Origin of the sequence: Terrabacter sp. RAF57 (assembly GCF_052113925.1) — a bacterium.
Taxonomy (GTDB): Bacteria; Actinomycetota; Actinomycetes; order Actinomycetales; family Dermatophilaceae; genus Terrabacter.
Genome location: NZ_JBFRDT010000022.1, coordinates 1 through 22,351, shown reverse-complemented (window position 1 = coordinate 22,351; position 22,351 = coordinate 1). Strand labels below are relative to the sequence as shown.

Annotated in this window: 22 protein-coding genes and 1 tRNA gene; 12 read left to right on the top strand and 11 right to left on the bottom strand. The window is 71.7% G+C overall.

What is annotated here, in order from left to right; translation table 11 throughout:
- The first annotated feature begins 31 nt into the window (after positions 1-31).
- The 4 genes from AB4Y83_RS19315 (at position 32) to AB4Y83_RS19300 (ending at position 3,180) form a co-directional block, all read left to right on the top strand.
- Positions 32-967 (top strand): LPXTG cell wall anchor domain-containing protein, encoded by a 936-nt coding sequence (locus AB4Y83_RS19315; RefSeq protein ID WP_442276312.1) that lies wholly within the window; start codon positions 32-34, stop codon positions 965-967.
- 122 nt (positions 968-1,089) lie between these two features.
- Complete coding sequence (locus tag AB4Y83_RS19310) at positions 1,090-1,716, top strand: hypothetical protein (protein ID WP_442276313.1); 627 nt, start codon at positions 1,090-1,092, stop codon at positions 1,714-1,716.
- A gap of 124 nt (positions 1,717-1,840) precedes the next feature.
- Positions 1,841-1,913, top strand: a tRNA-Lys gene (locus tag AB4Y83_RS19305).
- A 73-nt stretch (positions 1,914-1,986) separates the two neighbouring features.
- Complete coding sequence (locus tag AB4Y83_RS19300; protein WP_442276314.1) at positions 1,987-3,180, top strand: thiolase family protein; 1,194 nt, start codon at positions 1,987-1,989, stop codon at positions 3,178-3,180.
- A gap of 204 nt (positions 3,181-3,384) precedes the next feature.
- Here the strand turns inward: AB4Y83_RS19300 and AB4Y83_RS19295 are convergent, their stop codons facing one another.
- Genes AB4Y83_RS19295 through AB4Y83_RS19255 form a run of 9 tightly spaced genes read right to left on the bottom strand, consistent with a single transcriptional unit; the run spans position 3,385 to position 12,368 of the window.
- Positions 3,385-4,128 carry an SDR family NAD(P)-dependent oxidoreductase gene (locus tag AB4Y83_RS19295; protein WP_442297856.1) on the bottom strand — a complete coding sequence of 248 codons (744 nt, stop codon included), beginning with the start codon at positions 4,126-4,128 and terminating at the stop codon, positions 3,385-3,387.
- Positions 4,125-5,366 (bottom strand): sialidase family protein, encoded by a 1,242-nt coding sequence (locus AB4Y83_RS19290; protein ID WP_442297855.1) that lies wholly within the window; start codon positions 5,364-5,366, stop codon positions 4,125-4,127. The genes AB4Y83_RS19295 and AB4Y83_RS19290 overlap by 4 nt, the downstream gene beginning before the upstream one ends.
- On the bottom strand, positions 5,363-6,166 hold the full coding sequence (locus AB4Y83_RS19285; RefSeq protein ID WP_442297854.1) for an HpcH/HpaI aldolase family protein: 804 nt from the start codon (positions 6,164-6,166) through the stop codon (positions 5,363-5,365). The genes AB4Y83_RS19290 and AB4Y83_RS19285 overlap by 4 nt, the downstream gene beginning before the upstream one ends.
- Positions 6,163-7,155, bottom strand: a complete 993-nt coding sequence (locus AB4Y83_RS19280) for an aldo/keto reductase (RefSeq protein ID WP_442297853.1) — start codon at positions 7,153-7,155, stop codon at positions 6,163-6,165. The genes AB4Y83_RS19285 and AB4Y83_RS19280 overlap by 4 nt, the downstream gene beginning before the upstream one ends.
- Positions 7,152-8,000 (bottom strand): ATP-binding cassette domain-containing protein, encoded by an 849-nt coding sequence (locus AB4Y83_RS19275; protein ID WP_442297852.1) that lies wholly within the window; start codon positions 7,998-8,000, stop codon positions 7,152-7,154. Before AB4Y83_RS19275 ends, AB4Y83_RS19280 begins: the two co-directional genes overlap by 4 nt.
- Positions 7,993-8,832, bottom strand: a complete 840-nt coding sequence (locus tag AB4Y83_RS19270) for an ABC transporter ATP-binding protein (protein ID WP_442297851.1) — start codon at positions 8,830-8,832, stop codon at positions 7,993-7,995. Before AB4Y83_RS19270 ends, AB4Y83_RS19275 begins: the two co-directional genes overlap by 8 nt.
- Positions 8,829-9,782, bottom strand: coding sequence for an ABC transporter permease (locus tag AB4Y83_RS19265; RefSeq protein WP_442276321.1), 954 nt, complete (start codon positions 9,780-9,782; stop codon positions 8,829-8,831). The genes AB4Y83_RS19270 and AB4Y83_RS19265 overlap by 4 nt, the downstream gene beginning before the upstream one ends.
- Positions 9,779-10,711 (bottom strand): ABC transporter permease, encoded by a 933-nt coding sequence (locus AB4Y83_RS19260; RefSeq protein WP_056771735.1) that lies wholly within the window; start codon positions 10,709-10,711, stop codon positions 9,779-9,781. The genes AB4Y83_RS19265 and AB4Y83_RS19260 overlap by 4 nt, the downstream gene beginning before the upstream one ends.
- A gap of 28 nt (positions 10,712-10,739) precedes the next feature.
- Entirely contained in the window at positions 10,740-12,368 is a 1,629-nt protein-coding gene (locus tag AB4Y83_RS19255) for an ABC transporter substrate-binding protein (protein WP_442276322.1), read from the bottom strand.
- A gap of 248 nt (positions 12,369-12,616) precedes the next feature.
- Here AB4Y83_RS19255 and AB4Y83_RS19250 point away from each other — a divergent pair, with 248 nt between their 5' ends.
- Genes AB4Y83_RS19250 through AB4Y83_RS19240 form a run of 3 tightly spaced genes read left to right on the top strand, consistent with a single transcriptional unit; the run spans position 12,617 to position 15,853 of the window.
- Entirely contained in the window at positions 12,617-14,050 is a 1,434-nt protein-coding gene (locus AB4Y83_RS19250; protein ID WP_442297850.1) for a four-carbon acid sugar kinase family protein, read from the top strand.
- Complete coding sequence (gene pdxA, locus AB4Y83_RS19245; RefSeq protein WP_442276324.1) at positions 14,047-15,054, top strand: 4-hydroxythreonine-4-phosphate dehydrogenase PdxA; 1,008 nt, start codon at positions 14,047-14,049, stop codon at positions 15,052-15,054. The genes AB4Y83_RS19250 and pdxA overlap by 4 nt, the downstream gene beginning before the upstream one ends.
- A gap of 10 nt (positions 15,055-15,064) precedes the next feature.
- Positions 15,065-15,853 carry a DeoR/GlpR family DNA-binding transcription regulator gene (locus AB4Y83_RS19240; protein WP_442297849.1) on the top strand — a complete coding sequence of 263 codons (789 nt, stop codon included), beginning with the start codon at positions 15,065-15,067 and terminating at the stop codon, positions 15,851-15,853.
- Positions 15,854-15,916: 63 nt separating this feature from the next.
- On the opposite strand, the gene AB4Y83_RS19235 is transcribed toward AB4Y83_RS19240, so the two are convergent.
- Both AB4Y83_RS19235 and AB4Y83_RS19230 read right to left on the bottom strand, forming a co-directional pair.
- Complete coding sequence (locus tag AB4Y83_RS19235) at positions 15,917-18,322, bottom strand: phosphoketolase family protein (protein ID WP_442297848.1); 2,406 nt, start codon at positions 18,320-18,322, stop codon at positions 15,917-15,919.
- A gap of 191 nt (positions 18,323-18,513) precedes the next feature.
- Positions 18,514-18,708 carry a CsbD family protein gene (locus AB4Y83_RS19230; protein ID WP_056771749.1) on the bottom strand — a complete coding sequence of 65 codons (195 nt, stop codon included), beginning with the start codon at positions 18,706-18,708 and terminating at the stop codon, positions 18,514-18,516.
- Between the two features lie 135 nt (positions 18,709-18,843).
- Between AB4Y83_RS19230 and AB4Y83_RS19225 the strand changes: the two genes are divergently transcribed.
- The 5 genes from AB4Y83_RS19225 (at position 18,844) to AB4Y83_RS19205 (ending at position 22,185) form a co-directional block, all read left to right on the top strand.
- Positions 18,844-19,872 (top strand): cation diffusion facilitator family transporter, encoded by a 1,029-nt coding sequence (locus AB4Y83_RS19225; protein ID WP_442297847.1) that lies wholly within the window; start codon positions 18,844-18,846, stop codon positions 19,870-19,872.
- A complete protein-coding gene (locus AB4Y83_RS19220) occupies positions 19,869-20,381 on the top strand; it encodes a methylated-DNA--[protein]-cysteine S-methyltransferase (protein WP_442276328.1) in 513 nt (170 codons plus the stop codon). Before AB4Y83_RS19225 ends, AB4Y83_RS19220 begins: the two co-directional genes overlap by 4 nt.
- 105 nt (positions 20,382-20,486) lie before the next feature.
- On the top strand, positions 20,487-20,987 hold the full coding sequence (locus tag AB4Y83_RS19215; RefSeq protein WP_442297846.1) for an RNA polymerase sigma factor: 501 nt from the start codon (positions 20,487-20,489) through the stop codon (positions 20,985-20,987).
- Complete coding sequence (locus tag AB4Y83_RS19210) at positions 20,980-21,588, top strand: methylated-DNA--[protein]-cysteine S-methyltransferase (RefSeq protein ID WP_442276330.1); 609 nt, start codon at positions 20,980-20,982, stop codon at positions 21,586-21,588. Before AB4Y83_RS19215 ends, AB4Y83_RS19210 begins: the two co-directional genes overlap by 8 nt.
- Positions 21,589-21,705: 117 nt before the next feature.
- Entirely contained in the window at positions 21,706-22,185 is a 480-nt protein-coding gene (locus tag AB4Y83_RS19205; protein WP_442276331.1) for a nitroreductase/quinone reductase family protein, read from the top strand.
- Positions 22,186-22,351 lie beyond the last annotated feature (166 nt).

Here is a 22,351-nt window from a genome sequence, read left to right as displayed (position 1 = left end):
CGCGCCATGGGTCGTGCGCGGACAATCGGCCATGAGACGCATTCCTGCCCTGGTCAGCGCGTTGGCCACCCTCGTCGTGATCGCGGTTCTCGCCGCGTGCTCCGGCAGCGGGTCGGTGACCCTGCCGACGACGCTGCCGAGCATCAGCCGCTCGGCGCTGCCCTCCGCGAGCGAGCCGGCCGCCAGCGCGCCGGCAGAAGCGCCGACCTCCAGCGCGCCGGCCGTCACGCTCCCGGAGCTGCCGACCCGGACCGTCCCGGCCGAGACCCAGACCGTGACACAGACGCAGACGCAGACCAAGACGCAGACCCAGACGCAGACCCAAACGCAGACGCAGACGGAGACGAGGACCCAGACGGCCACGGTGACCCGGACCGAGACGGCCACGGTGACCGAGACACCGTCGGAGAGCGAGTCCCCCACGCCGGCCCCGACCGAGGCCGCGCCGGCGGCGCCCACCTCGGAGCAGGGGACGACCTGGTGGCCGTGGCTGCTGCTGCTCGTCCTGCTCGGCGCCCTCGCCTGGTTCCTGATCCGGCGGCGCCAGGCACAGGCGGAGCTCCAGGCCTGGGACGACCGACTGGCTGCCGCGGAGAAGGAGGCGTCCTGGGTCGAGGACTCGCTCACCACCCAGGTCCTCGAGCGGCGGAGTGCCGCCGAGGCGCTGCCGATCTGGACGGCCGCCCAGCCCCGACTGCTGGAGATCGACGAAGCCTTCCACACCCTGGCCACGGAAGCGCCGGACGGATCCCGCGCCGAACGGGTCACCGACGTCCGCGGGCTCCTGCGGGGCCTCGTGGAGGCCGTCGGCGCCGACCTCGCGACCGCCCCGACGGCCGACCCGGACCAGTTCCGGGCCCGTCGGGCCGTCATCGACTCGGCCCGGCGCGAGCTGCGCGCCACCCTCGGCCCCGTCGAGAGTCCGGCCGCCGCAGCGGGAACGGACCGGCCCGACACCAGCGCCTGACGCGCTCCGACGGCGCTGGCGCCGCGAAGACAGGGAGCCCGCCCCGCGTGGACGTCCCACGTACGACGCGATCCCTCGTTACGCTGAAGCTCACGAAACGTGACAAAGCAGACAGGGGTCCGATGCGCGAGCAGCGAGAAGCGCACAGCACCGACTCGGTGCGACCTGGGCCCACGCACCGGATGACGGGGCCGACGGCTCCGCCGTCCACGGGCGACGCCGCGCCGCAGGACGCGTGCGGCTTCCCGGTCTTCGCCGTGCGCGAGTGGGCCTCGCGTTACTACGAGCAGGAGCGGCTCGAGCGAGACGCCGCCTGGGGGCGCCTCGCCTGGCCCTTCGCGGTCGCACTCGTGCTCGCGGCCGGGGCCACCGCCGTGGCGTGGCGCTGGCCGGTCGGCGAGTCCGACCTCGGGCTGGGTCTGGCTGTCGTGCTGGCCGCCGCCGCCGTCGGCGTGACGACCGGCGGTCTGCTCCGGGTGAGGGCGATCCGCGCGCGGCGCGCCGTGGCCGCGGCCCGACCGGCCACCGTCGAGAGCCTCCCCGAGAGCGCCCGCGCGGTGGTGCTCGACTCCCCGCGCCTGCGCTTCCGTCGGCCTGCCGACGGTCCGGGCTTCGCGGCGCTGCGTGACGACGTCGCCGCCGCCGCGCCCATCGGGGAGTTCGCGGCCTCCGTGCTCGTGTGGTCCCTCGTGATGCGCGACCACGTCGACGGGACCCTCGAGGACTGGGTGCGCGGCCGCCACACCTGACACCCGCACCCGACACCGGGGCCGGGCGATCGCGCCTCGGCGGGTCGCGGGTTCGGCTGGGGTCGGGCGGTCGGGCATACTGACGGCGGGTTCGGAACGGTGCGAACGCGCCGAGTCGGACCACGGGCCTCTAGCTCAGTCGGTAGAGCATCGGACTTTTAATCCGCCGGTCGTCGGTTCGAGCCCGACGGGGCCCACGAGCGTGACGCCACGGCATACGACAGGCGTGCGCCTGCTGTGTGCCGTCCGCTCCGACAGGAAGTCACGACCGTGAACGACGCGTTCGTCTACGACGCCGTCCGCACCCCGTTCGGCCGCTTCGGTGGCGCCCTCGCGGCGACCCGGCCCGACGACCTCGGGGCGCTCGTCGTGCGGGCGGTCGTCGACCGGTCCCCCGGCCTCACCACCGACGCGGGTCTCGTCGACGAGGTCGTCTTCGGCAACGCGAACGGCGCCGGCGAGGAGAACCGAAACGTCGCGCGCATGGCGACCCTGCTCGCCGGCCTGCCGACGAGCGTCCCGGGCACGACGGTCAACCGCCTCTGCGGCTCGAGCCTCGACGCGGCGATCATCGCATCGCGGCAGATCGAGACGGGTGACGCCGACGTCGTGCTCGTCGGCGGCGTCGAATCCATGACGCGAGCACCGTGGGTGATGCCGAAGACCGAGAAGCCGTATCCCGTGGGCAATCTCGAGCTCTCGTCGACGACGCTCGGCTGGCGCCTCGTCAACCCGAGGATGCCGTCGGAGTGGACGGTGTCGCTCGGTGAGGCCACTGAGCAGCTGCGCGAGCGGCACGGCGTGACCCGTGAGCGCCAGGACGCGTTCGCCGCGCGGTCGCACCGACTCGCGGACGCAGCGTGGACCGAGGGCTTCTACGACGACCTCGTCGTGCCGGTCCCCGGTGTCGAGCTCGCCCGCGACGAGTCGATCCGCGCCGACACGACGGCCGAGCGCCTCGCCGGCCTGCGCACCTCGTTCCGCACCGAGGGTGGCACCGTCACCGCCGGCAACGCCTCGCCGCTCAACGACGGCGCCTCCGCGGTGCTGCTCGGGAGTGCCGGCGCCCAGGAGCGCCTCGGGCTCGCCCCGATCGCACGCATCGCCGGTCGCGGCGCGAGCGCCCTCGACCCGCAGTACTTCGGCTTCGCGCCCGTCGAGGCCGCCGAGCGAGCCCTCTCCCGTGCCGGTATCACCTGGACCGACGTGTCGGCCGTCGAGCTCAACGAGGCCTTCGCCGCGCAGTCGCTCGCCTGCGTCGACGCGTGGGACATCGACCCCGACATCGTCAACCGTCACGGCGGCGCCATCGCCATCGGCCACCCGCTCGGCGCGTCCGGAGGGCGCATCCTCGGCACGCTCGCCCGTGACCTGCAGCGCTCCGGGTGTCGCTGGGGCGTGGCGTGCATCTGCATCGGCGTCGGTCAGGGACTCGCCGTCGTTCTCGAGAACGTCACCTCCTGAGCTCTCGCAGCCCGGCCGGACCCGCCAGCCGGACCCGGCCACGCGGCAGACGCCCGGGACGCGCGACCTGCGGACGCGCGCCGAGTGCGGCCCCTACCCGGGAGTGCGCCCTCACCTCGGTGGTGCGGGTTGCAGCGCGCACCCCTGCGGGGAACGTGCACGCGTGCGCGACCCGCGGACGTCTGCCCGACGCGCCGGCGCGGCTCACGGCAGGGACGCGCCGCCGCACATGACGATGGTCTGACCCGTCACCATCGCGCCGGTCGGCTCGAGCAGGAAGCGGGTCAGGGCGGCGACCTCCGACGGCTCGACCAGCCGGCCGAGGGGCGGCACGACGGGTGGCACCGACGCCCGGTTGGGGTCATCGAGCATCGCCGTCCGCGTGGGCCCCGGCGCGACGACGTTGACGGTGATCCGTCGCGGGGCGAGCTCCGACGCCCATGCCCGCGCCATCGCCGCGAGGGCGGCCTTCGTCGCGGCGTACTGGCTCTTGCCGGGGACCCCTGTCATGGTCCGGCTACCGACGAGGACGACCCGGCCCTCGTCGCCGAGGACGCCGATGAGCCCGCCCACGACGAGCTCGGCGCCGCGCACGTGCACGGCCCACATGCGCTCTCCCTGCTCGGGTCGCAGGTCGCCGACGCCGGCGGAGTACTGCACACCGGCGGCGTGGACGATGGCGTCCACGCCGCCGGTCGCGGTCCCACGCACCGCGCGCACGGCCTCGTCGGCCGAGATCACGTCGGCCAGGTCGCACGGCACCCACGTGGCGGCGTCCGACAGCGCACCGCGCGAGCGGCTGAGCCCGAGGACGCGCCACCCGGCACCGACGAGGTCGTGGGCGATGGCGAGACCGATGCCCGAGCTGGCCCCTGTGACGACCGCGGTGCGTGTCGCGCGCCCGTCGCGTGGGGTGGCGGCCGGCTCGGGCCGCGTCGGCGCTGTCACCGGGATGGGCCCCGGCGGAGGCGGTCGACGACGTCGGCCGGCAGGTGCACGTGCTTGATGGCACGCCGGTGGTAGGTGTAGGCCACGTGCAGGTCACCGTCCGGGCCGGGCAGCACCGAGGGGTAGGACAGCTCGCGGTTGAGCCCGTCACGTGAGTTGTTGGACATGCAGTAGCCGTCGCCGGTCTCGAGGTCCACCTGAACGGGCCAGCTGCGCCCGTCGTCGGGGCTGAGGCCCAGCGTCATGGGCGCCCTCGGTGCACCCCAGAAGGCCGTCCGTCGACCTGCGACCTCGGCCGCCTCGGGCGACGGCTCCGCGACGACCGGACCGTCGAGTCCGTCGACGACACCCTCGTCGTCGATCTCGTCGTAGAGGGACACGCGGCGTTCGGTGGCGTCGAGCGCCGAGCTCCGGTTGAAGACTAGCGCGACCTCGCCGCCACCGACGGCGACGGCCTGGATCGAGGAGTTGTTGTTGGGCAGCGCGGTCGGAGTCGGCTCGGCCCACGTCAGGCCGGCGTCGGTCGACGTCGTCTCCCACACGTGGTCGGCCCAGCGGCTCCGGAAGCAGGCCCAGAGCGAACCGTCCTGTCGTGCAACGAGGTTCATGTGCACGCATCCGAGCGACCCCGGCACCGGCGCCTCGGTCCACGAGTCGCCGCCGTCGTCGCTCCACCACACGCTCGACGTGTCCTCGTTGCCGACCCACTTCTCGCCGGGCACGGTGACGCAGTTGAAGACGGGCAGCAGGATGCGGCCGCCAGCGGTCACGACGGGCAGCTGGCGCACGAAGACGCCACGGGCCCCCGTCGCGGGGAGCAGCACCGTCGGCGGCTCCCACGTGTCACCAGCGTCGTGCGAGACCCGTCGCCGCACCTCGGACGTGTCCTGGTTGCCGGCGAGCTGCGCGGTGTAGAGCAGCCAGACGTCGCCGTCGGGCGCCGTGAACAGGACCGGGTTCTGCTCCGATCGCGTCGGGTCGTCGCTCAGCGGCACGGGGGGGAGCCATGTGTCCGCGCCGGACGGCATACGACTGAGGTAGGCGGTGATGTCGCTGACGCCCTCCTGGGTGCCGCCGAACCACACGCACGCGAGGTCGCCGTTCGGAAGCCACGCGAGGTTGGCGGCGTGGCACTGCACCGTCGGGGTGGGGAGGTATGCCGTATGGCCGCCTCCGTCGCGCGGGCGCAGCACGCCGTCGGTCGGGAGCGCCTCGGCGGACGCACTGGAGACGCTCACGACTCTCCCCGCGCCGCCTTGAGGTGGGCCGTCGCGGCCTGCTCGAGGTGGATGAGGTCGGATGAGACGGTGGCGAGGGTGAAGCCCTGGCCGAGGCGCTTGGCGGCGACCTCACCGCTCGGCGTGTGGAAGCCTGCGGCGATGCCGGCAGCCTTGGCAGCGCCCAGGATCCGGTCGACAGCGGCCTCGAAGGCCTCGTCGACGGTGGGGTCGGTCGACGTCGCCCCACCCACGGCGATGCGCAGGTCGGAGGGGCCGATGTAGAGCCCGTCGATCCCCGGTGTCGCCGCGATGGCCTCGACGTTCTCGAGGCCCTGGGGCGTCTCGATCATGGCGAGCACGACGGTCGCCGCGTTGGAGTCTGCCGGGTTCGGGCCGATCCGCAGCTGCGACCGCATCGGGCCGTAGGAGCGGATGCCCAGCGGCGGGTACTTCGCGAACGACACCGCGCGGGCCGCGTCCTCGGCCGTGTTGACGAGGGGCACGATGATGCCGGCTGCGCCTGAGTCGAGGGCCTGCCCGATGAGGAAGGGGTCGTTGGCGCCGACCCGGACCATGCCGACGGACTCGCCGCCCGCGTCGATGGCCGTCATGCCGGCGAGGATGCCCTTGTAGTCGAGCAGACCGTGCTGGGCATCGAAGCAGACGTAGTCGTAGCCGAGACGGGCGAGCCGCTCCGTCGACGCCGGGGAGTCGATGATGACCCAGTAGCCGAGGATCGTCTCGCAGGCCCGGACCCTGCGGGCGTAGTCGAGCACCCGCTCGCGGCTGCGCCCCATCGCCGTGTCTCCGCCGCTCATCGGTTGTACCCCGGCATGGACCCGGCGATCGCCAGGCCTGCCTCGTCGCACGCGGCGATGACGTCGTCGGGGAGCGGACCGGCTTGTGCAGCAGTGATGTTGGCCTCCAACTGGTGTGGTTTGGATCCCCCGAGCAGCACCGACGTCACGACCGGCTTGCTCAGCAGCCAGCGCAGCGACAGCTCGGGGAGGGTGATGCCGGCCTCCGACGCGATGGCGCCGAGGGCCTCGATGACCGCGAACGTCTCGGCGTTCCAGTAGCGGTCCTTGTACATCGCCGCGAGTGCCGACGAGCCGAAACGCCCCTCGCCCGGCGACTCGGTGAAGGAGTGGCGTCCGGTGAGCAGGCCGCCGCCGAGCGGGTTGTAGACGATGGTCGCCAGGCCCTTGCTCGTCGCGAACTCGGAGTACTCCGCCTCGATGCGACGGGCGACGAGGTTGTAGAGCTGCTGGCCCAGGATCGGTCGTGGCGTGCCGAGGGCGTCGCACGCCGCGAAGACGTCGCCGATCTGCCAGGCCGAGAAGTTCGAGACACCGATCGCGCGGACCGTGCCCTCCTTGACGAACTCGCCCAGGGCAGCGACGGTCTCGTCGATCGGCACCGAGCGGTCGGGCTGGTGGAGGTAGTAGACGTCGACGTGGTCGGTGCGCAGCCGGCGCAGGCTGGCCTCGAGCGAGGCCCGCAGGCCTGCGGCCGAGAGGAGCGGGGCGTCACCCGCGTCGCCGGGGTAGATGCCGGCCTTGGTCGCGATCGTCGCGGCGTCACGCCGGCCGACGAGGATCTCGGCGAGCATCTCCTCACTGCGCCCGGCGGCATACCCGTTGGCGGTGTCGATCGAGGTGATGCCGGCGTCGAGCGCGGTGTCGACCATGGTGCGGGCCGTGTCGACGTCGACGGTGTCGCCGAACGTCATGGTCCCGAGGACGAGTCGCGAGAGCGGTCGGTCGAGACCGGGCAGGTCGGTGGTCGGGAGGGCTGCGGTGGTCATGAGGCCTTCTCGGTCTCGGCCGTGCGGGAGGCGGCGATGTGGCGGATGAGGTGACGCGGCTTGATGCCGGTCATGAGCCCCGGCTCGAGCGCGGAGCGGCGCAGACGCTGGGTGTACTCCTCCTGCGGCCGCGAGAGGAGGTCGTCGGTGCGCCCGCTCTCGACGATCCGGCCGGCGCGCATGACGACCGTGTCCTGCGAGATGGCACGGACGACGCCGAGGTTGTGCGAGATGAAGAGGTAGGTCAGGCCCGTCTCGGCCTGGATGTCGGCGAGCAGCTCGAGGACCTGTGCCTGGACGGAGACGTCGAGCGCACTCGTCGCCTCGTCGCAGACGAGCAGCTCCGGACCGGACGCGAGCGCCCGGGCGATGCCGATGCGCTGGCGCTGCCCGCCGGAGAACTCGGGGGGCTTGCGTTCGAGGGCCGTGCGCGGCAGTCCGACCCGCTCGATGAGCGCAGCCGCCTTGTCGCGCTGGGCCTGGCGCGACTTCTCCCCGCGCACCCGGATCGGCTCGGCGACGATCTCCTGCGCCGTCAGGTGTGGGTCGAGCGAGCCGTACGGGTCCTGGAAGACCATCTGCACCCGGTGGCGGATCGGGCGCAGCTGCTTCTCGGAGAGCCGAGCGAGGTCGGTGCCGTCGAGGTCGATGACACCGGAGGTCGGCGTCAGCAGCCGGACGAGCGCCTTGGCGATCGTCGACTTGCCGCAGCCGGACTCCCCCACGATGGCGAGGGTGCCGCCGCGCGGGACGCTGAAGGACACGTCGTCGACGGCGCGGAAGACGTCCTTGCCGGTGCCGTACTCGACGACGAGGTTGCTGACGGTGAGCAGGTCCTCAGCCATGGCTGGCCTCCTTGACGAGCGGCTCGCGGGCGCCCGGGTCCTCCCAGGGGCCGAGCTCGGGGATCGCTCCGAGCAGCTTCTGGGTGTAGGGGTGCTCGGGGTGGTCGACGACGTCGGTGACCGGGCCGCCCTCGACGAAGGCGCCCGCCTTCATGACGTGGACGCGGTCGCTCATGAGCCTCGCCACGCCGAGGTCGTGGGTGATGAGCAGCAGCGCGATGCCCGTCTGCTCCTGCAGCTCGAGGAGCAGGTCGAGGATGCCCGCCTGCACCGTGACGTCGAGCGCGCTCGTCGGCTCGTCGGCGACGATGAGGTCGGCGTCGGTCGAGACCGCCATCGCGATGAGGACGCGCTGGAGCATGCCGCCCGAGAGCTGGTGCGGGTAGGCGTCGAACTGCTTGGCGGGGTTGCGGATGTGCACCTGCTCCATGAGCGACAGGGCCCGCGCCTTCGCCCCGGCCCGGCCGAGGTCGGGATACTTGATGCGGACGGCTTCGGTCATCTGCCGGCCGATGGTGCGGATCGGGTTGAGGGCCGTCATGGGGTCCTGCGGGATGAGCGCCACGGCCCGGCCGCGGAGCTTGTCGATGACCTTCCGACTGCCAGTGACGTCCTGGCCGCCGATGCGGGCCTCGCCCGAGATGACCGCGAGGTCGTCGGGCAGCAGGCGCAGGATCGCCATCGCCGTCGTCGACTTGCCCGAGCCGGACTCGCCGATGATCGTCACCGTCTCGCCCTGGTCGATGTGGAAGCTGACGCCGTCGACCGCACGCACGACGCTCGTGCCGGTCAGCAGCTCGACCTGCAGGTCCGTGACCTCGAGGACTCTCATGTCTGGTCTCCCTTCGCGCGTCGCACCCGGTCGCGCAGGCCGTCTCCGACGAGGTTGACGCCGACGACGAGCAGCGCGATGGCCACGCCGGGCACGGTGACGAGCCAGGGCTTGCCGGTGACGAAGAGCTCGCGTCCGTCGGAGATGATGCCGCCCCACGTGGGGTACGGCCGCTGGACGCCCGCTCCGAGGAACGACAGGGCGCTCTCGAGCAGCACGGCCTGGGCGAGCAGCAGGAGCACGACGACGAGCACCTGCTGGAGGATGTTGGGGACGACGTGCCGGCTGAGGATCGAGAGCTTCGGCAGTCCGAGCACCCGCGCGGCCGCGACGTACGGCTTCTCCCGCTCGACGAGCACGAGGGCGCGGGTGATGCGCGCCGGCTCCGGCCACTGGGCGAAGGCGATGACGAGCGTGATCACGGGGATCGACGGGCCGAAGAGGGCGACGACGAGGAGCAGCATGAGCAGCAGCGGAAGTGCCATCTGCGCCTCGAGCAACCGCGAGATGATCGTGTCGACCCAGCCGCCGAAGTAGCCGGCGGCTGCGCCGGCGACGATGCCGAAGAGCCCCGAGACGAAGATCGCGAGGAAGCCGATCACGAGGGACGTCTGACCGCCGTGGAGGATGCGCGAGAGCAGGTCGCGTCCGTTGGGGTCGGTGCCGAGCAGGTGGCCCGCGCTGAACGGTGGCAGCGACGACTCACTCAGCCGGCCGACGATCGGGTCGGGCAGCGGGAGGACGTTGGCCAGGACCACGGGGAGGACGACCACACCGGCGCAGATCGCCCCGACCCAGATCTTCACGGTGCTGTAGCGGGCCCGGCGGGCCGCCGCCGACCGGCGCAGCAGCACCTTCGTCACGGCCGACTCGCGGCCGAGGATGGAGCCGGGGACCTCGGCGAGGTTCGGGACCTGCGGGTGGCCGGGCAGGTTCGTCGAGGTGGTCATGAGCTGGCCTCTCCGAGTCGGACCCGCGGGTCCATGAGCGGGTAGAGCAGGTCCACGAGCAGCTGCACGGCGAGCGCCAGGAGCACGGTGACGAGGACGGTCGCCTGGATGAGCGGGAAGTCGCGCTGCTTGAGCGCGTTGACGACGAGCTCGCCGACGCCCGGCCAGTTGAAGACGACCTCCACGATGACGACGCCGTTGAGCATCGCCGCGAAGCGTGTGCCCAGCGCGGTCACGACCGGCAGGGCGGCGTTGGCGAAGGCGTAGCGCCAGGTCAGCGCCCGCTCGGACACCCCGCGGGACCGTGCGACGGTCAGGTAGGGCGACGCGAGGTTGACGACCATCTCCCGGCGCACGAGCCGGGAGATGAGCGCGATCTGGAGGATCGCGATCGTGAGGGTCGGCAGGATGATCGAGGCGGCCGAGTCGAACCCCGACGGTGCGAACCAGTGGAGGTTCACGGCGAAGAGGATGAGCAGCACGAAGCCGATCCAGAAGTCCGGCATCGACTGACCGGCGATGGTGCCGATGTTGGCCCCCAGCTCGGGAGCCGTGTTGTTGCGGCGCGCCATCCACACCCCCAACGGGATCGCGACGACCGACGTGACGACGATCGCCGCGACCGCGAGGGTGATCGTGTAGGGCAGGCGTTCCAGGACGACGTCGAGCGCGGGGCGCTTGAAGAAGAACGACGTGCCGACGTCGCCCTGGAACAGGTGCTGCAGGAACGTCCAGAACTGCACGGGGATCGGCTGGTCGAGCCCGAACTGCTGGCGGATCGCCTCGAGCTGTTCCGAGCTCGGGTTCGGCGGCGCATAGTTGGCCGCGGGGTCGCCCGGGGCCATGCGGAGCAGGACGAACACGGTCGCCACGGCCAGGAAGGCCGTCAGGACCGTCTGGCCGACTCGTTTGAGGACGTACGTGAGCATGGGATCACCTTGGTCTGGTCGGCTGGGATCAGCCGGAGACGGTCACGGCGGCGAGGTCGTAGGAGTTCGTCGCCCGGAGGTTGAGGTTCTGGACGCGCTTGCGCTTGGCGAGGACGTTGTTCGGCGTCCAGGCCCACACGGCGGGCCACTGCGCCCAGATCTTCTCCTGGGCCTGCTTGAGCAGGTCGTTGCGCTTGGCCTCGTCGCTCTCGGCGGCGGCCTGGTCGAGCAGTGCGGTGATCTCGGGGACGACGAAGCCGTGGTAGGTGTCGCGCGTCTTCTCCTTCTCCGCCGTGCCGCCGTACTGGCCCTGCAGGTTGGTCAGCGCGAGCCCGGTCTGGTTGCCGTAGCCGTTGGCGAGGATGTCCCAGTCACCGGCCTCGCCGCGACGCCAGGCGTTGATCTCGCCGCCCTTGGGGATCATCTTCAGCTCGGCGGTGACACCGACGGCCGCGAACATCTGCGAGATGGCCTCGAGCACGCGCGAGGCACCGGCGAACTCGGAGTCCTCCCAGATGATGCGCACCTTGAGCCCGGACGCGCCGTTGTCGGCGAGCATCTGCTTGGCCTTGGCGGGGTCGTACGCGTATTCACCGGTCTTCGCGAAGCCCGCGAGCGTCGTCGGGACGACACCCTCGGCCGAGTTGACCTGGCCGTTCATGAGCGCCTTGATGAGCGACTCGTGGTCGACGGCGTAGGAGAGCGCCTCGCGCACCTTGGGGTTGGCGAGCGGGCTGCCGGCCGGCTTGCGGAAGTTGTAGAAGAGGTGGATCAGGCGCGTGCCCGGGGTCTCGATGACGTCGATGTCGGAGTTCGTCTTGAGCGACGTCGCGGACTCGGGCGTGATGGTGTCGATGACGTCGGTCTGGCCGGAGGTGATGGCGATGACGCGCGCGCCCTCCTCCTCCTGGTAGCTGACGTTGACCGTCTCGAGCTTGGCCGGCGTGCCCCAGTAGTTGTCGTTGCGCACGAGGCGGTAGGTGCCGGTGCCGGAGTCGGCACTCGCGATGGTGAACGGTCCAGTGCCGAGGCCGGTGCCGAGCTCCTCGGCCTTGTTGTCCTTGGCCGGCGTGATGAGGATGTTGGACATCAGCGAGTTGAGCGAGACGACGGGGCTCTTGGTCGTCAGGGTGAAGGTCGTGTCGTCGACCTTGGTGAAGGTCGGCTGCTCGGGGAACTGCGAGGCGACGTAGCCGGCCTTGACCTCGAAGTAGAGCTTGAGCGCGGTCTCGACGTCCTCGACCGTGACCTTCGACTTGTCGGAGTAGTGGATGTCGTTGCGCAGCTTGACCGTCCACTCGGTGGGCTTGGTCTGCTCGAACGACTCGGCGAGGACGAGCTCGGGGGTCAGCTTGTCGCCGATCTTCGTCAGGGCCTCACGGACGGCGCGCTGCACGGTGACGGCCGCGTCGTACTGGTTCAGCTTGTTGTCGAGGCTGACCAGGTTGCGGTTGAGCACGATGCTCAGTGTGCCCCCCGCGGCCCCTGCCCCGGCAGTGCTCGCGGTGGTGGCGGACTTGGGCCCGGCGCAGGCGGCGAGCGCGGGAGCGAAGAGCGCTCCGGCGCCGGCCAGCGAGGCGAGCTTGAGGATCGAGCGACGCGAGACCTCCCGCGTCGGCTGGTCAGACGTGGGAAGCAGAGCGGGCTGCTGGGGCATCGGGACTCCTCGTTGAGCGGTGGCCTCCCCGTCGGCGGCGCACGCTGCGCCCCTCGGGTTGGACCACCTTCGCACCATTGCGCGATTCGCGCAATACCTGTAGCGTTTTTTGTGAAGGGGCGGTTGGTCGTATGCCGTCCGGCGCACTCCCGCAGCACACCGCAGCACCCTTCACCACCATCTGCAGGGTCGCCAATCTCCTTGTCGCACAGCACGAAACGCGCAGGAAAGACCATGAGGAGGAGAACGTGAAGGCACTCGCCCTGGGCATCGTCGCCGATGATCTGAGCGGCGCCGCAGAGTGCGCATCCCACGCTCTCATGCGTGTTTCGCGCAGCACGGTCGTTCTCTCGGACTCGTCCTCGGCCATCGCAGCCGCGTCCGGTCGCCGACCCGACGCGAGCACCCCGGCCGGCGCCGACGACCCACTCGCCGTCCTCACCGTCGACACCGACTCGCGCCGTCTCCCCCACGCGGAGGCCGTGCGCGCGGTTCGCGCAGCCGCAGCCCTCGTCACGACGGCACCGGTCGTCGTCAAGAAGGTCGACTCGCTGCTCCGGGGACACGTCGCCGCGGAGGTCGCCGCCCTCGCCGAGGAGCTGCAGCGCACACCGGTCGTGGCCGTCGCCAACCCCGCGCTCGAGCGTGTCGTCGTCGACGGCGTGCTCCACGTCGGCGGCACGCCGCTGCACCACACCGACCTCTGGGCCGTCGAGCCGACCCCGGCGCCGGACCGGGTGGCCGCGGCCCTGCACCCGCTGGCCACCGTGCTCGTCCCGCACACCACCGTGCTGCGCGGCGTCGAGGCCGTCACGGCGGCCCTCGACGAGGCCGCGGGCACCGGCTTCGTCGCGGTCTGCGACGCCGTGACGGACGCCGACCTCGATGTCGTCCACGCCGCCGCCGTCGCCGCGAGCGCCGGGCAGGACGGCCGCACGCTCCTCGTCGGGTCCGGAGCCCTGGCCGACGCCGCCGTCCGTGCCCTCCCGCCGGACCAGCGCCGGGGCCCTGGGACGGCGGGCCCGGAGACCGACAACACACCCTCTGAGGGCCGCGGCGCCGAAACGGCGGCTGCGATGCGGCCCCCAGCGTCCTTCGGGTCCGTCGGGTCCGTGCGGTCCATGCTGCTCGTGCTCGGCTCGCGCGCGCCGGGACTCCCTGACCAGCTCGAGCGGCTCTCGGCTGCGCGCTCCACGCACACGGTGCTGCTGCAGCCCGACCGCCTCCTGACCCACCCGGGGGCCGTAGGCGTCCAGCTCGCCGAGCACTCCCGTGACGCTGTCGTCGTGGTGGCGCTCGACCCCGCCGCCCCCGCCGACCCGAGTCGGTCACGTGCCCTGACCGAGTCCCTCGCCGCCGCGGTCTCGCCCGTGGTCGACCACTTCGACGCGGCATTCCTCTCCGGCGGTGAGACCGCCCGCGCCGTCCTCGATCGCCTCGACGTGCCCGCCCTCGACGTCGTCGACGAGGTCGAGACCGGCACCGTCGTGAGCCGGCGCCCCGGTGGGCGGTTCGTCGTCACGCGCCCGGGCAGCTTCGGCGACCCGACCTCGCTCGTCCGCGTCGTCGAGCACCTGCTGGGGCCCACCACCGTGCCGCCGCAGGCCCCGCACCTCCGCACCTCATCGACCACCACCGCACCCCGCGCCACCCCCGGCGCGACCACCGAGGAGAACTCATGAGCGTCGCCCTTCCCCGCATCGCCGTGACCATGGGAGACGGCGCCGGCATCGGCCCCGAGATCATCGTCAAGGCCTTGGCCGACCCGCACGTGGCGACGATGGCGCGCGTCGTCGTCGTCGGTGACGCGCTGCGTCTCAAGCAGGCCGCTGACATCGCCGACGTCGCCGTCGACATCGTCACCATCGACGACGTCGAGGAGGCGAGCGAGATCCCCGGGCGCATCAACGTCATCGACCTCGCGCTGCTGCCGGCGGACCTCCCCTTCGGGCAGCTGTCGGCCGTCGCCGGCGACGCCGCCTACCACTACATCCGCGTCGCGTCCGAGCTGGCGATGGCCGGCAAGGTCCAGGCGATCTGCACCGCGCCGCTCAACAAGGAGGCGCTGCACGCCGGCGGCCACGTCTTCCCCGGCCACACCGAGCTGCTCGCCCACCTCACCGGCACGCCCGAGGTCTCGATGATGCTCTCGACCGAGAGGGTCAAGGTCATCCACGTGACGACCCACATCGGCCTCATCGATGCCGTCAACCGCATCGAGCCCGGTCTCGTCGAGCGCGTCATCCGTCGGGGCCACCAGGCCCTCGTCGACGCCGGCAACCCGACCCCGAAGATCGGCGTCTGCGGCATCAACCCGCACGCCGGCGAGAACGGCCTCTTCGGCTACGGCGAGGAGGCCGAGAAGATCGACCCCGCCGTGGAGGTCTGCCGCGCCGACGGCATCGACGTGCACGGCGCCCTGCCGGCCGACACGCTCTTCTTCCTCGCCGGTCGCGGCGACTACGACCTCGTCGTCGCGATGTACCACGACCAGGGCCACGGGCCGGTCAAGGTGCTCGGCCTCGAGGCGGGTGTCAACGTGACGATCGGTCTGCCCGTCATCCGCACGTCGGTCGACCACGGCACGGCCTTCGACATCGCCGGTACCGGCATCGCCGACCACCGTTCGATGATCGAGGCGCTGCGCCTCGGCGCGGAGATGGCGCCACGGCCCGTGGACGCCTAAGGTGCCCAGCGTGGCGAAGCACACCGCACAGACGCGTCGGGGCGAGATCGTCCGCCTCGCCACCACCAGTGGGCTCGCGAGCGTGGAGGAGCTCTCCGACCAGCTCGGCGTCACCGCGTCGACGATCCGGCGCGACCTCGCCAAGCTGACCGCCCAGGGCAAGCTGGCCCGCACCTACGGCGGAGTGATGAGCCTGGCCCACCATCCCGAGGCCTCACTGCGCCAGCGTCTCGGGGAGGCGCACGCGGCGAAGCGGGACATCGCCCGCTGGGCCGCCGACCAGATCGAGCCCGGGGAGACGGTGCTCCTCGACGCCGGGTCGACGATGGGCGCGCTCGCCGACGCCATCACCAAGACGCCCGAGCTGACCGAGCTGACCGTCGTCACGGCCGGCATCAGCGCCATGGGCACCCTCGCCGACAGCGTCGGCATCGACGTCATCGCCCTGGGCGGCCGGCTGCGGCCGCTGAGCCAGGCCTTCGTCGGGCCGCTCGCCGAGGCCGCCGTCCAGCGCCTCAGCTTCGACCGGGCCTTCATGGGCGCCGACAGCGTGCACGCCGAGCGCGGCATCTGCGAGGCCGACCTCGAGCAGACCCGGCTCAAGGAGCTGATGATGAGCCGGGCCGAGCACACCTACGTCCTCGCGCACGCCGACAAGCTCGGCCAGTCGCCCTTCCACGCCTGGGCCGTCATGCCACGCACGTGGACGCTCGTCACCGACGAGTCCGCCGATCCCGTGGCCTTGCAAGCCTTCCGCGACAACAGCATCGACGTCGTCATCGCACCCCGGCGCGACTGACGAGTCCACGTATGCCGCCCACCCGAGTGGGCGGCATACGCCCTCTGCCGTCGTGGCGGGCGGTCAGTCCTCGACGACCGTCGTCATGACCCAGTCACGCACCTCGGGCATGTCCTCGAGGTGCTCGACGATGTACTCGTGGTGCCTGTCGAGCTCGGCCTGGCACCAGGCCTTGACCTCGCTCGAGCCACGCACCTGGCGACCGGCGTTGTTGATGGCGTCCATGACGAGGGAGTAGCGGTCGACGCCATTGCGCACCACCATGTCGAACGGCGTCGTCGTCGTGCCCTCCTCGCTGAAGCCGCGCACGTGGAAGCGGTCGGCGTCGGGCCGCCCGTGGACGAGCTGGTGGATGGCGCCGTGGTAGCCGTGGAAGGCGAACACGACGTCGACGTGGTCGGTGAAGAGCTCGCCGAAGCGCACGTCGTCCATGCCGTGCGGGTGGCTGCGCACGCGCGGCAGGGTCATGAGGTCGACGACGTTGACGACGCGCACGCGCAGCTGCGGCAGCTTCTCCTTGAGGATCTGGGCCGCGGCGACGACCTCCATCGTCACGACGTCGCCCGCGCAGGCGAGCACGACGTCGGGGTCGCGGTCGCCGTCGTCGGTGCCGGCCCAGTCCCAGATGCCCGCGCCGGCCGCGCAGTGGGCGACGGCCTCCTCCATCGTCAGCCACTGCGGCTGCGGCTGCTTGTCGATGACGACGAGGTTGACGTAGTTCTTCGACCGGAAGCAGTGATCGGCCACGGAGAGAAGGCAGTTCGCGTCCGGCGGGAGGTAGATCCGGGACACCTCGCCGCGCGCGTTGAGCACCGTCTGGATGAGGCCGGGTCCCTGGTGCGAGAAGCCGTTGTGGTCGTTGCGCCACGCCGTCGACGTCAGGAGGATGTTGAGGCTCGGCACCTTGGCCCGCCAGTCGAGCTTGTTGGCCTCCTGCAGCCACTTGCTGTGCTGCACCGTCATCGAGGCGCTCACCATCGCGAAGGCCTCGTACGTCGCGAAGAGCCCGTGCCGGCCGGTCAGCGTGTAGCCCTCGAGCCAGCCGTGGCACGAGTGCTCCGAGAGCACCTCCATGACCCGCCCGTCGTGCGAGAGCTTCTCGTCCTGCTCCAGCACCCGCTCGGCCGTCATCCTGTCGGACACGTCGAAGACGGCGCCGACCCGGTTGCTGTTCGTCTCGTCGGGGCTGAAGAGCCGGAACGTCGTCGGGTTGCGCACGTAGAGCTCGCGCATCAGCTCGCCGAGGGCGCGCGTCGACTCCTCCCGGACCGCTGCCGGCGAGGGCACGTCCCGTGCGAAGTCGCGGAAGTCGGGGATGTCGAGCTCGGTGCTGAGGACCCCGCCATTCGCGTGCGGCGAGGCGCTCATCCGCAGGTCGCCCTCCGGGTTCGCCTGCAGCACGACATCGGTCGGCCTTCCCGACTCGTCGAAGAGCTCCTCGGGCCGGTAGGAGCGCAGCCAGGTCTCGAGGACCGCGAGGTGCTCGTAGTTGTCCTTGACACCCGAGAGCGGGACCTGGTGGGAGTGCCACGAGCCGGTGACGGCAACGCCGTCGACCTCCGCCGGCCCGGTCCACCCCTTCGGCGTGCGGAGCACGATGAGCGGCCACCGCGGCCGCTTCCCCATCGTCCAGCCATCCTCCCGTGCCTCCTGCTGGATGGCGCGGATCCGACCGTATGCCGTCGCCAGCGTCTCCGCGAAGCGCTCGTGCATGCCCGGGAGGTCGTCACCCTCGACCTCGAGCACGTCGTAGCCGTGCCCTTCGAGGAGGCCGCGCACCTCCGCCGGGTCCTTGCGTCCGAGCACCGTCGGCCCGGCGATCTTGTAGCCGTTGAGGTGCAGGACCGGCAGCACCGCGCCGTCGCGCCGCGGGTTGAGGAACGAGATGCCCTTCCACGAGCCCTCGAGGGGCCCCGTCTCGGCCTCCCCGTCACCGACGACGGCGAGCGCCAGGAGGTCGGGATTGTCCATGACGGCACCGAACGCGTGGACGAGGACGTAGCCGAGCTCGCCACCCTCGTGGATCGACCCGGGCGTCGTGACGGACACGTGGCTCGGGATGCCGCCGGGCGCCGAGAACTGGCGGAAGAGGCGACGCACGCCGTCCTCGTCGCACGTCACCTTCGGGTAGATCTCCGAGTACGTGCCCTCGAGGTAGCCGGCCGCGACGAGCGCGGGGCCACCGTGGCCGGGACCCGTGAGGTAGATCGCCTGCTGACCCGTGTGCCGGATGATGCGCGAGAGGTGCGCGTAGACGAAGGACAGCCCGGGGCTCGTGCCCCAGTGTCCGAGCAGGCGCGGCTTGATGTCGTCCGGCACGAGCGGCCGACGCAGGAGCGCGTTGTCCTTGAGGTAGATCTGCCCGATCGTCAGGTAGTTGCTGGCCCGCCACCACGCGTCCATCGAGGCGATCTCGTCGGCGGTCGGGGCCGGCACGGTGGCGGTCGTCGGGGTCTGGGTCGTCGTCACGGCGGGGCCTCTCGAGGGGTCGGCGATCGTGCGTCCCCACGAGCCTCACCGACGGGCGCCCTGCTGACAAGGGGTCGAAGGTCCCGCGACCGCGCGACCGGGCCGGACGGCATACGCCCTCGTCGACCGGCGCGGCCGGACAGAGCAGTGGGCCGGCCCCCGTCGGGACCGGCCCACCCCGCTCCGGAAGGTCAGCGGTTGAAGGCGTCCTTGACGTCTTCGCCCGCGTCCTTGAGCTGCTCGCCCCGCTGCTTGAGGTCCGCCGAGGCCTGATCAGTCTTGCCTTCGGCCTCGAGTCGCTCGTTGTCGGTGACCTTTCCGGTGGCTTCCTTGGCCTTGCCCTTCAGGTCTTCACCCATGTTCTTGGCCTTGTCTTCGGTACCCATGTCAGGGCTCCTTTCGCCGTCAGTCGGATACCACTCCCCCTACCCGGTCTCTGTCGATCGCCACCAGACCCGGCCCGGCGTCCAGGGATGAGCGCCACCTCGCCGATCGTCGGTGCCCTTTGCGACACTGGGGTCGTGTCAGCGAACGTCGGTCCCACGTCGGACCCGCCCCACGCGCCCGCGCCGTCCGGACGCGCGCCCCAGACCCGCGACCTGAGCCGGTTCGCCTACCTCTCGATCGCGGCTGCGATCGTCACCATCACGCTCAAGGTGATCGCATGGCGCATCACCGGCTCGGTGGGCCTGCTGTCCGACGCGGCCGAGTCGGTCGTCAACCTCGTCGCCGCCATCGCCGTGCTCATCGCGCTCAAGGTCGCGGCGATGCCGGCCGACAAGAACCACCACTTCGGCCACACCAAGGCCGAGTACTTCTCGGCGGCCGTCGAGGGGATGATGATCTTCGTCGCGGCTCTCGTCATCATGTACACCGCGGTCGAGCGCTTCCTGCACCCGCAGCCGATCGAGAACGTCGGTCTCGGTCTGGCCATCTCGGTCGTCGCCTCGGCGGTCAACGGCGTGGTGGCCGTCGTGCTGCTGCGCGCCGGGCGCCGCTACCGCTCGCTGACGCTGACGGCCGACGGCAAGCACCTCATGACCGACGTCTGGACGTCCGCGGGGGTYGTCATCGGGGTCGTCCTCGTCGCCCTCACGGGCATCGCACGCCTCGACCCGGTCATCGCGTTCCTCGTCGGCATCAACATCGTCTGGACGGGCTGGAAGCTCATCCGCGAGTCCACCGAGGGCCTCATGGACATCTCGATGCCCAAGGCGGACAACAGCGCGATCGCCGAGATCCTCGCCCGGTTCGTCACGCGCGAGGTCCACTTCCACGCGCTGCGCACCCGCGTCTCCGGCCACCACCGCTTCGCCGAGGTGCACGTGCTCGTGCCCGGCGCGTGGACGGTGCAGCAGGGGCATGACCTCATGGAGGAGGTCGAGGAGGCCGTCCACCGCGAGTTCGGGGAGATCGCCCTGACCTGCCACCTCGAGCCGTCCGAGGACCCCCGTGCCTACGGCGACTACGCGGCCGAGTTCCCCATCCCGACCCACGACGACATCGTCGCGTCCCACGGGGCGGCGACGCGAGGCGACGAGCAGGGATGAGCCGTGCGCACGTCGTCCTCCCCTCGCCCATCGGCGAGCTGACCGTCGTCGCCGAGGACGGCGCCATCACGCACCTGCTCATGGACGCCGCGAAGTACCGCCCTGACGACCCCGAGGTGCTCGGCGAGGCCGGTGACCCGGCCGACGAGCCGTTCGCGGCCGCGGCGGTCCAGCTCGCCGCGTACTTCACCGGCGCCCTGACCGAGTTCGACCTCCCGCTGGCGCCGCGGGGGGACGTCTTCCACCAGAAGGTGTGGGGGCTGCTGCGCGAGATCCCCTACGGCGAGACGCGCAGCTACGGCGACCTCGCGCGGGCGCTCGGCGACCGCAACCTCGCCCAGGCCGTCGGCACGGCCAACGGCCGCAACCCGATCGCCGTCGTCGTGCCGTGCCACCGCGTCATCGGCGCCGACGGCTCCCTCGTGGGGTATGCCGGCGGGCTGGGTCGCAAGCGCTTCCTCCTCGCGCTCGAGGAGCCCCCCGCCGCCGACTCCGGCCGCCTCTTCTGACCCTTCCCCTACTCGAGTGAGCGCCCCGCCCCACTCGAGTGAGCGCGCCGCCCCGTCCGTCACACTGGGACCTCACACTTCCGCGGGCCGGAGCGTCTACAGGGCATGAAGCGACCGTTCGAGCAGGCCGTCACCGAGCACGGGGCCGTCGTGCTGCGCGTCTGCCGCGCCGTGCTCGGCCCGATCGAGGCCGACGACGCGTGGTCCGAGACCTTCCTCTCGGCCCTGCGCGCGTGGCCCGACCTGCCCGACGACGCGAACGTCCGGGCGTGGCTCGTCACCATCGCGCACCGCAAGGCCGTCGACGTCGCCCGAGCGGGCGCCCGTCACGCGGTCCCGGTCGCGGCGGTGCCCGACGCCGCGGCCCCACGCGTCGACCAGCCTGAGGAGGCCCTGCCCGACGGGGACCTCTGGACGGCGGTCGCCGCACTCCCCGATAAGCAGCGCCTCTGCGTGGCCTACCACCACGTCGCCGGCCTGCCCCACCCCGAGGTCGCCCGCATCGTCGGCGGCACGCCCGCGGCAGCGCGCCGCGCGGCAGCCGACGGCATCGCGCGGCTCCGGTCCACGTACGCCACCTACGGAAGGGTGAGCACCCATGTCTGACAACCCGATCCAGCTCCTGACGGGGGCCGGCTCCGGAGAGGCAGAGCGCCTCGCCGTCCTCCACGCAGCCCTCGTCGACCGCGCCTCTGCGGAGTCCGCCGTCGACGTGACCTACCGCCTCGTCGACTCGCCCGTCGGGTCGCTCCTGCTCGCCGCGACCGAGCTCGGGGTCGTACGCGTGGCCTTCGAGATCGAGGACCACGACCGGGTCCTCGAGTCGCTCGGGTCGTCGGTCGGCTCGCGGATCCTCCGCGGCGGCGACCGACTCGATCCGCTGGCGCGCGAGCTCGACGACTACTTCACGGGACGACGGCGGGGCTTCGACGTCCCGCTGGACCTGCGGCTGGCACGCGGCTTCCGGCTCACCGTGCTGCGGCACCTGAGCGAGATCCCGTACGGCTCGACCGAGAGCTACGGCGAGGTCGCGGTGGCGTCCGGCAGCCCACGGGCCGTGCGGGCCGTCGGGTCGGCATGTGCGACGAACCCGTTGCCCATCGTCGTGCCGTGTCACCGCGTCCTCCGGTCGGACGGGTCCCTCGGCGGCTACCTGGGCGGTCTCCAGACGAAGGAGCGCCTCCTCGCCCTCGAGCACGCCGCCTGACCTGCGTCTGCGTGACCGGGCGCTCACTCGAGTGGGACGGGGCGCTCACTCGAGTGGGTTGGGGGCGGGTTCGGCGATCGGCCTCGCCGTCGGCTTCCGCGGTGTCATGCTGGGGCCGTGACCGACACGACGAAGCCCGCGGTCGAGGAGGCCCTGGCCCCCGCTGCGATGGTCAAGATCGTCAACCCGGTGCTGCGCTGGCTCCTGTCGTCTCCGCTGCACGGCATCGCGAGCAAGGGCCTGCTCGTGCTGCACGTGACCGGACGGCGTTCTGGCCGCGTCTACGACGTCCCCGTCGGCCGCCACGAGCTCGACGGGCAGCTGATGACCTACGGGGGCGGCGCCTGGCGCGCCAACCTGCGCGGCGGGGCCGACCTCGAGGTGACGATCGACGGGCGTCGACGCCGGGCGCACGCGGTCCTCGAGGAGGACCCGGACCGCGTGGCGGAGATCTTCGACCGGCTCCTCAAGGAGCTCGGACCCAAGCGCGCCAACCGCGTCGCCCTCAAGGTCAACGTCGACCGGCCCCCGACGCTCGACGAGGTGCGCGCGGGCACGGCGGGCCGCGCCGTCGTGCTCATCACGCTCCTCGACTGACCGTCGACCCCCGGCGGTTTCAGGGCGTGTGCGCAACGTTGAGTAGTTCGTTGAGTTTATGGGCGGGGGTGTGGAAGCCGAGGGTGGCTCGGGGGCGGGTGTTGAGCAGTTGTTCGACGTGGGCGATCTGCTCGTCGGTGACGGTGGTGAAGCTGGTGCTGGTGCC

Bases quoted from the DNA above. Each gene is read 5' to 3' on its own strand.
- AB4Y83_RS19315 (WP_442276312.1), top strand. From the start codon at position 32: ATGAGACGCATTCCTGCCCTGGTCAGCGCGTTGGCCACCCTCGTCGTG.
- AB4Y83_RS19270 (WP_442297851.1), bottom strand. From the start codon at position 8,832: ATGAGAGTCCTCGAGGTCACGGACCTGCAGGTCGAGCTGCTGACCGGC.
- AB4Y83_RS19275 (WP_442297852.1), bottom strand. From the start codon at position 8,000: ATGGCTGAGGACCTGCTCACCGTCAGCAACCTCGTCGTCGAGTACGGC.
- AB4Y83_RS19215 (WP_442297846.1), top strand. From the start codon at position 20,487: ATGAAGCGACCGTTCGAGCAGGCCGTCACCGAGCACGGGGCCGTCGTG.
- AB4Y83_RS19210 (WP_442276330.1), top strand. From the start codon at position 20,980: ATGTCTGACAACCCGATCCAGCTCCTGACGGGGGCCGGCTCCGGAGAG.
- AB4Y83_RS19280 (WP_442297853.1), bottom strand. From the start codon at position 7,155: ATGACCACCGCAGCCCTCCCGACCACCGACCTGCCCGGTCTCGACCGA.
- AB4Y83_RS19310 (WP_442276313.1), top strand. From the start codon at position 1,090: ATGCGCGAGCAGCGAGAAGCGCACAGCACCGACTCGGTGCGACCTGGG.
- AB4Y83_RS19230 (WP_056771749.1), bottom strand. From the start codon at position 18,708: ATGGGTACCGAAGACAAGGCCAAGAACATGGGTGAAGACCTGAAGGGC.
- AB4Y83_RS19265 (WP_442276321.1), bottom strand. From the start codon at position 9,782: ATGACCACCTCGACGAACCTGCCCGGCCACCCGCAGGTCCCGAACCTC.
- AB4Y83_RS19255 (WP_442276322.1), bottom strand. From the start codon at position 12,368: ATGCCCCAGCAGCCCGCTCTGCTTCCCACGTCTGACCAGCCGACGCGG.
- AB4Y83_RS19260 (WP_056771735.1), bottom strand. From the start codon at position 10,711: ATGCTCACGTACGTCCTCAAACGAGTCGGCCAGACGGTCCTGACGGCC.
- AB4Y83_RS19285 (WP_442297854.1), bottom strand. From the start codon at position 6,166: ATGAGCGGCGGAGACACGGCGATGGGGCGCAGCCGCGAGCGGGTGCTC.
- AB4Y83_RS19220 (WP_442276328.1), top strand. From the start codon at position 19,869: ATGAGCCGTGCGCACGTCGTCCTCCCCTCGCCCATCGGCGAGCTGACC.
- pdxA (WP_442276324.1), top strand. From the start codon at position 14,047: ATGAGCGTCGCCCTTCCCCGCATCGCCGTGACCATGGGAGACGGCGCC.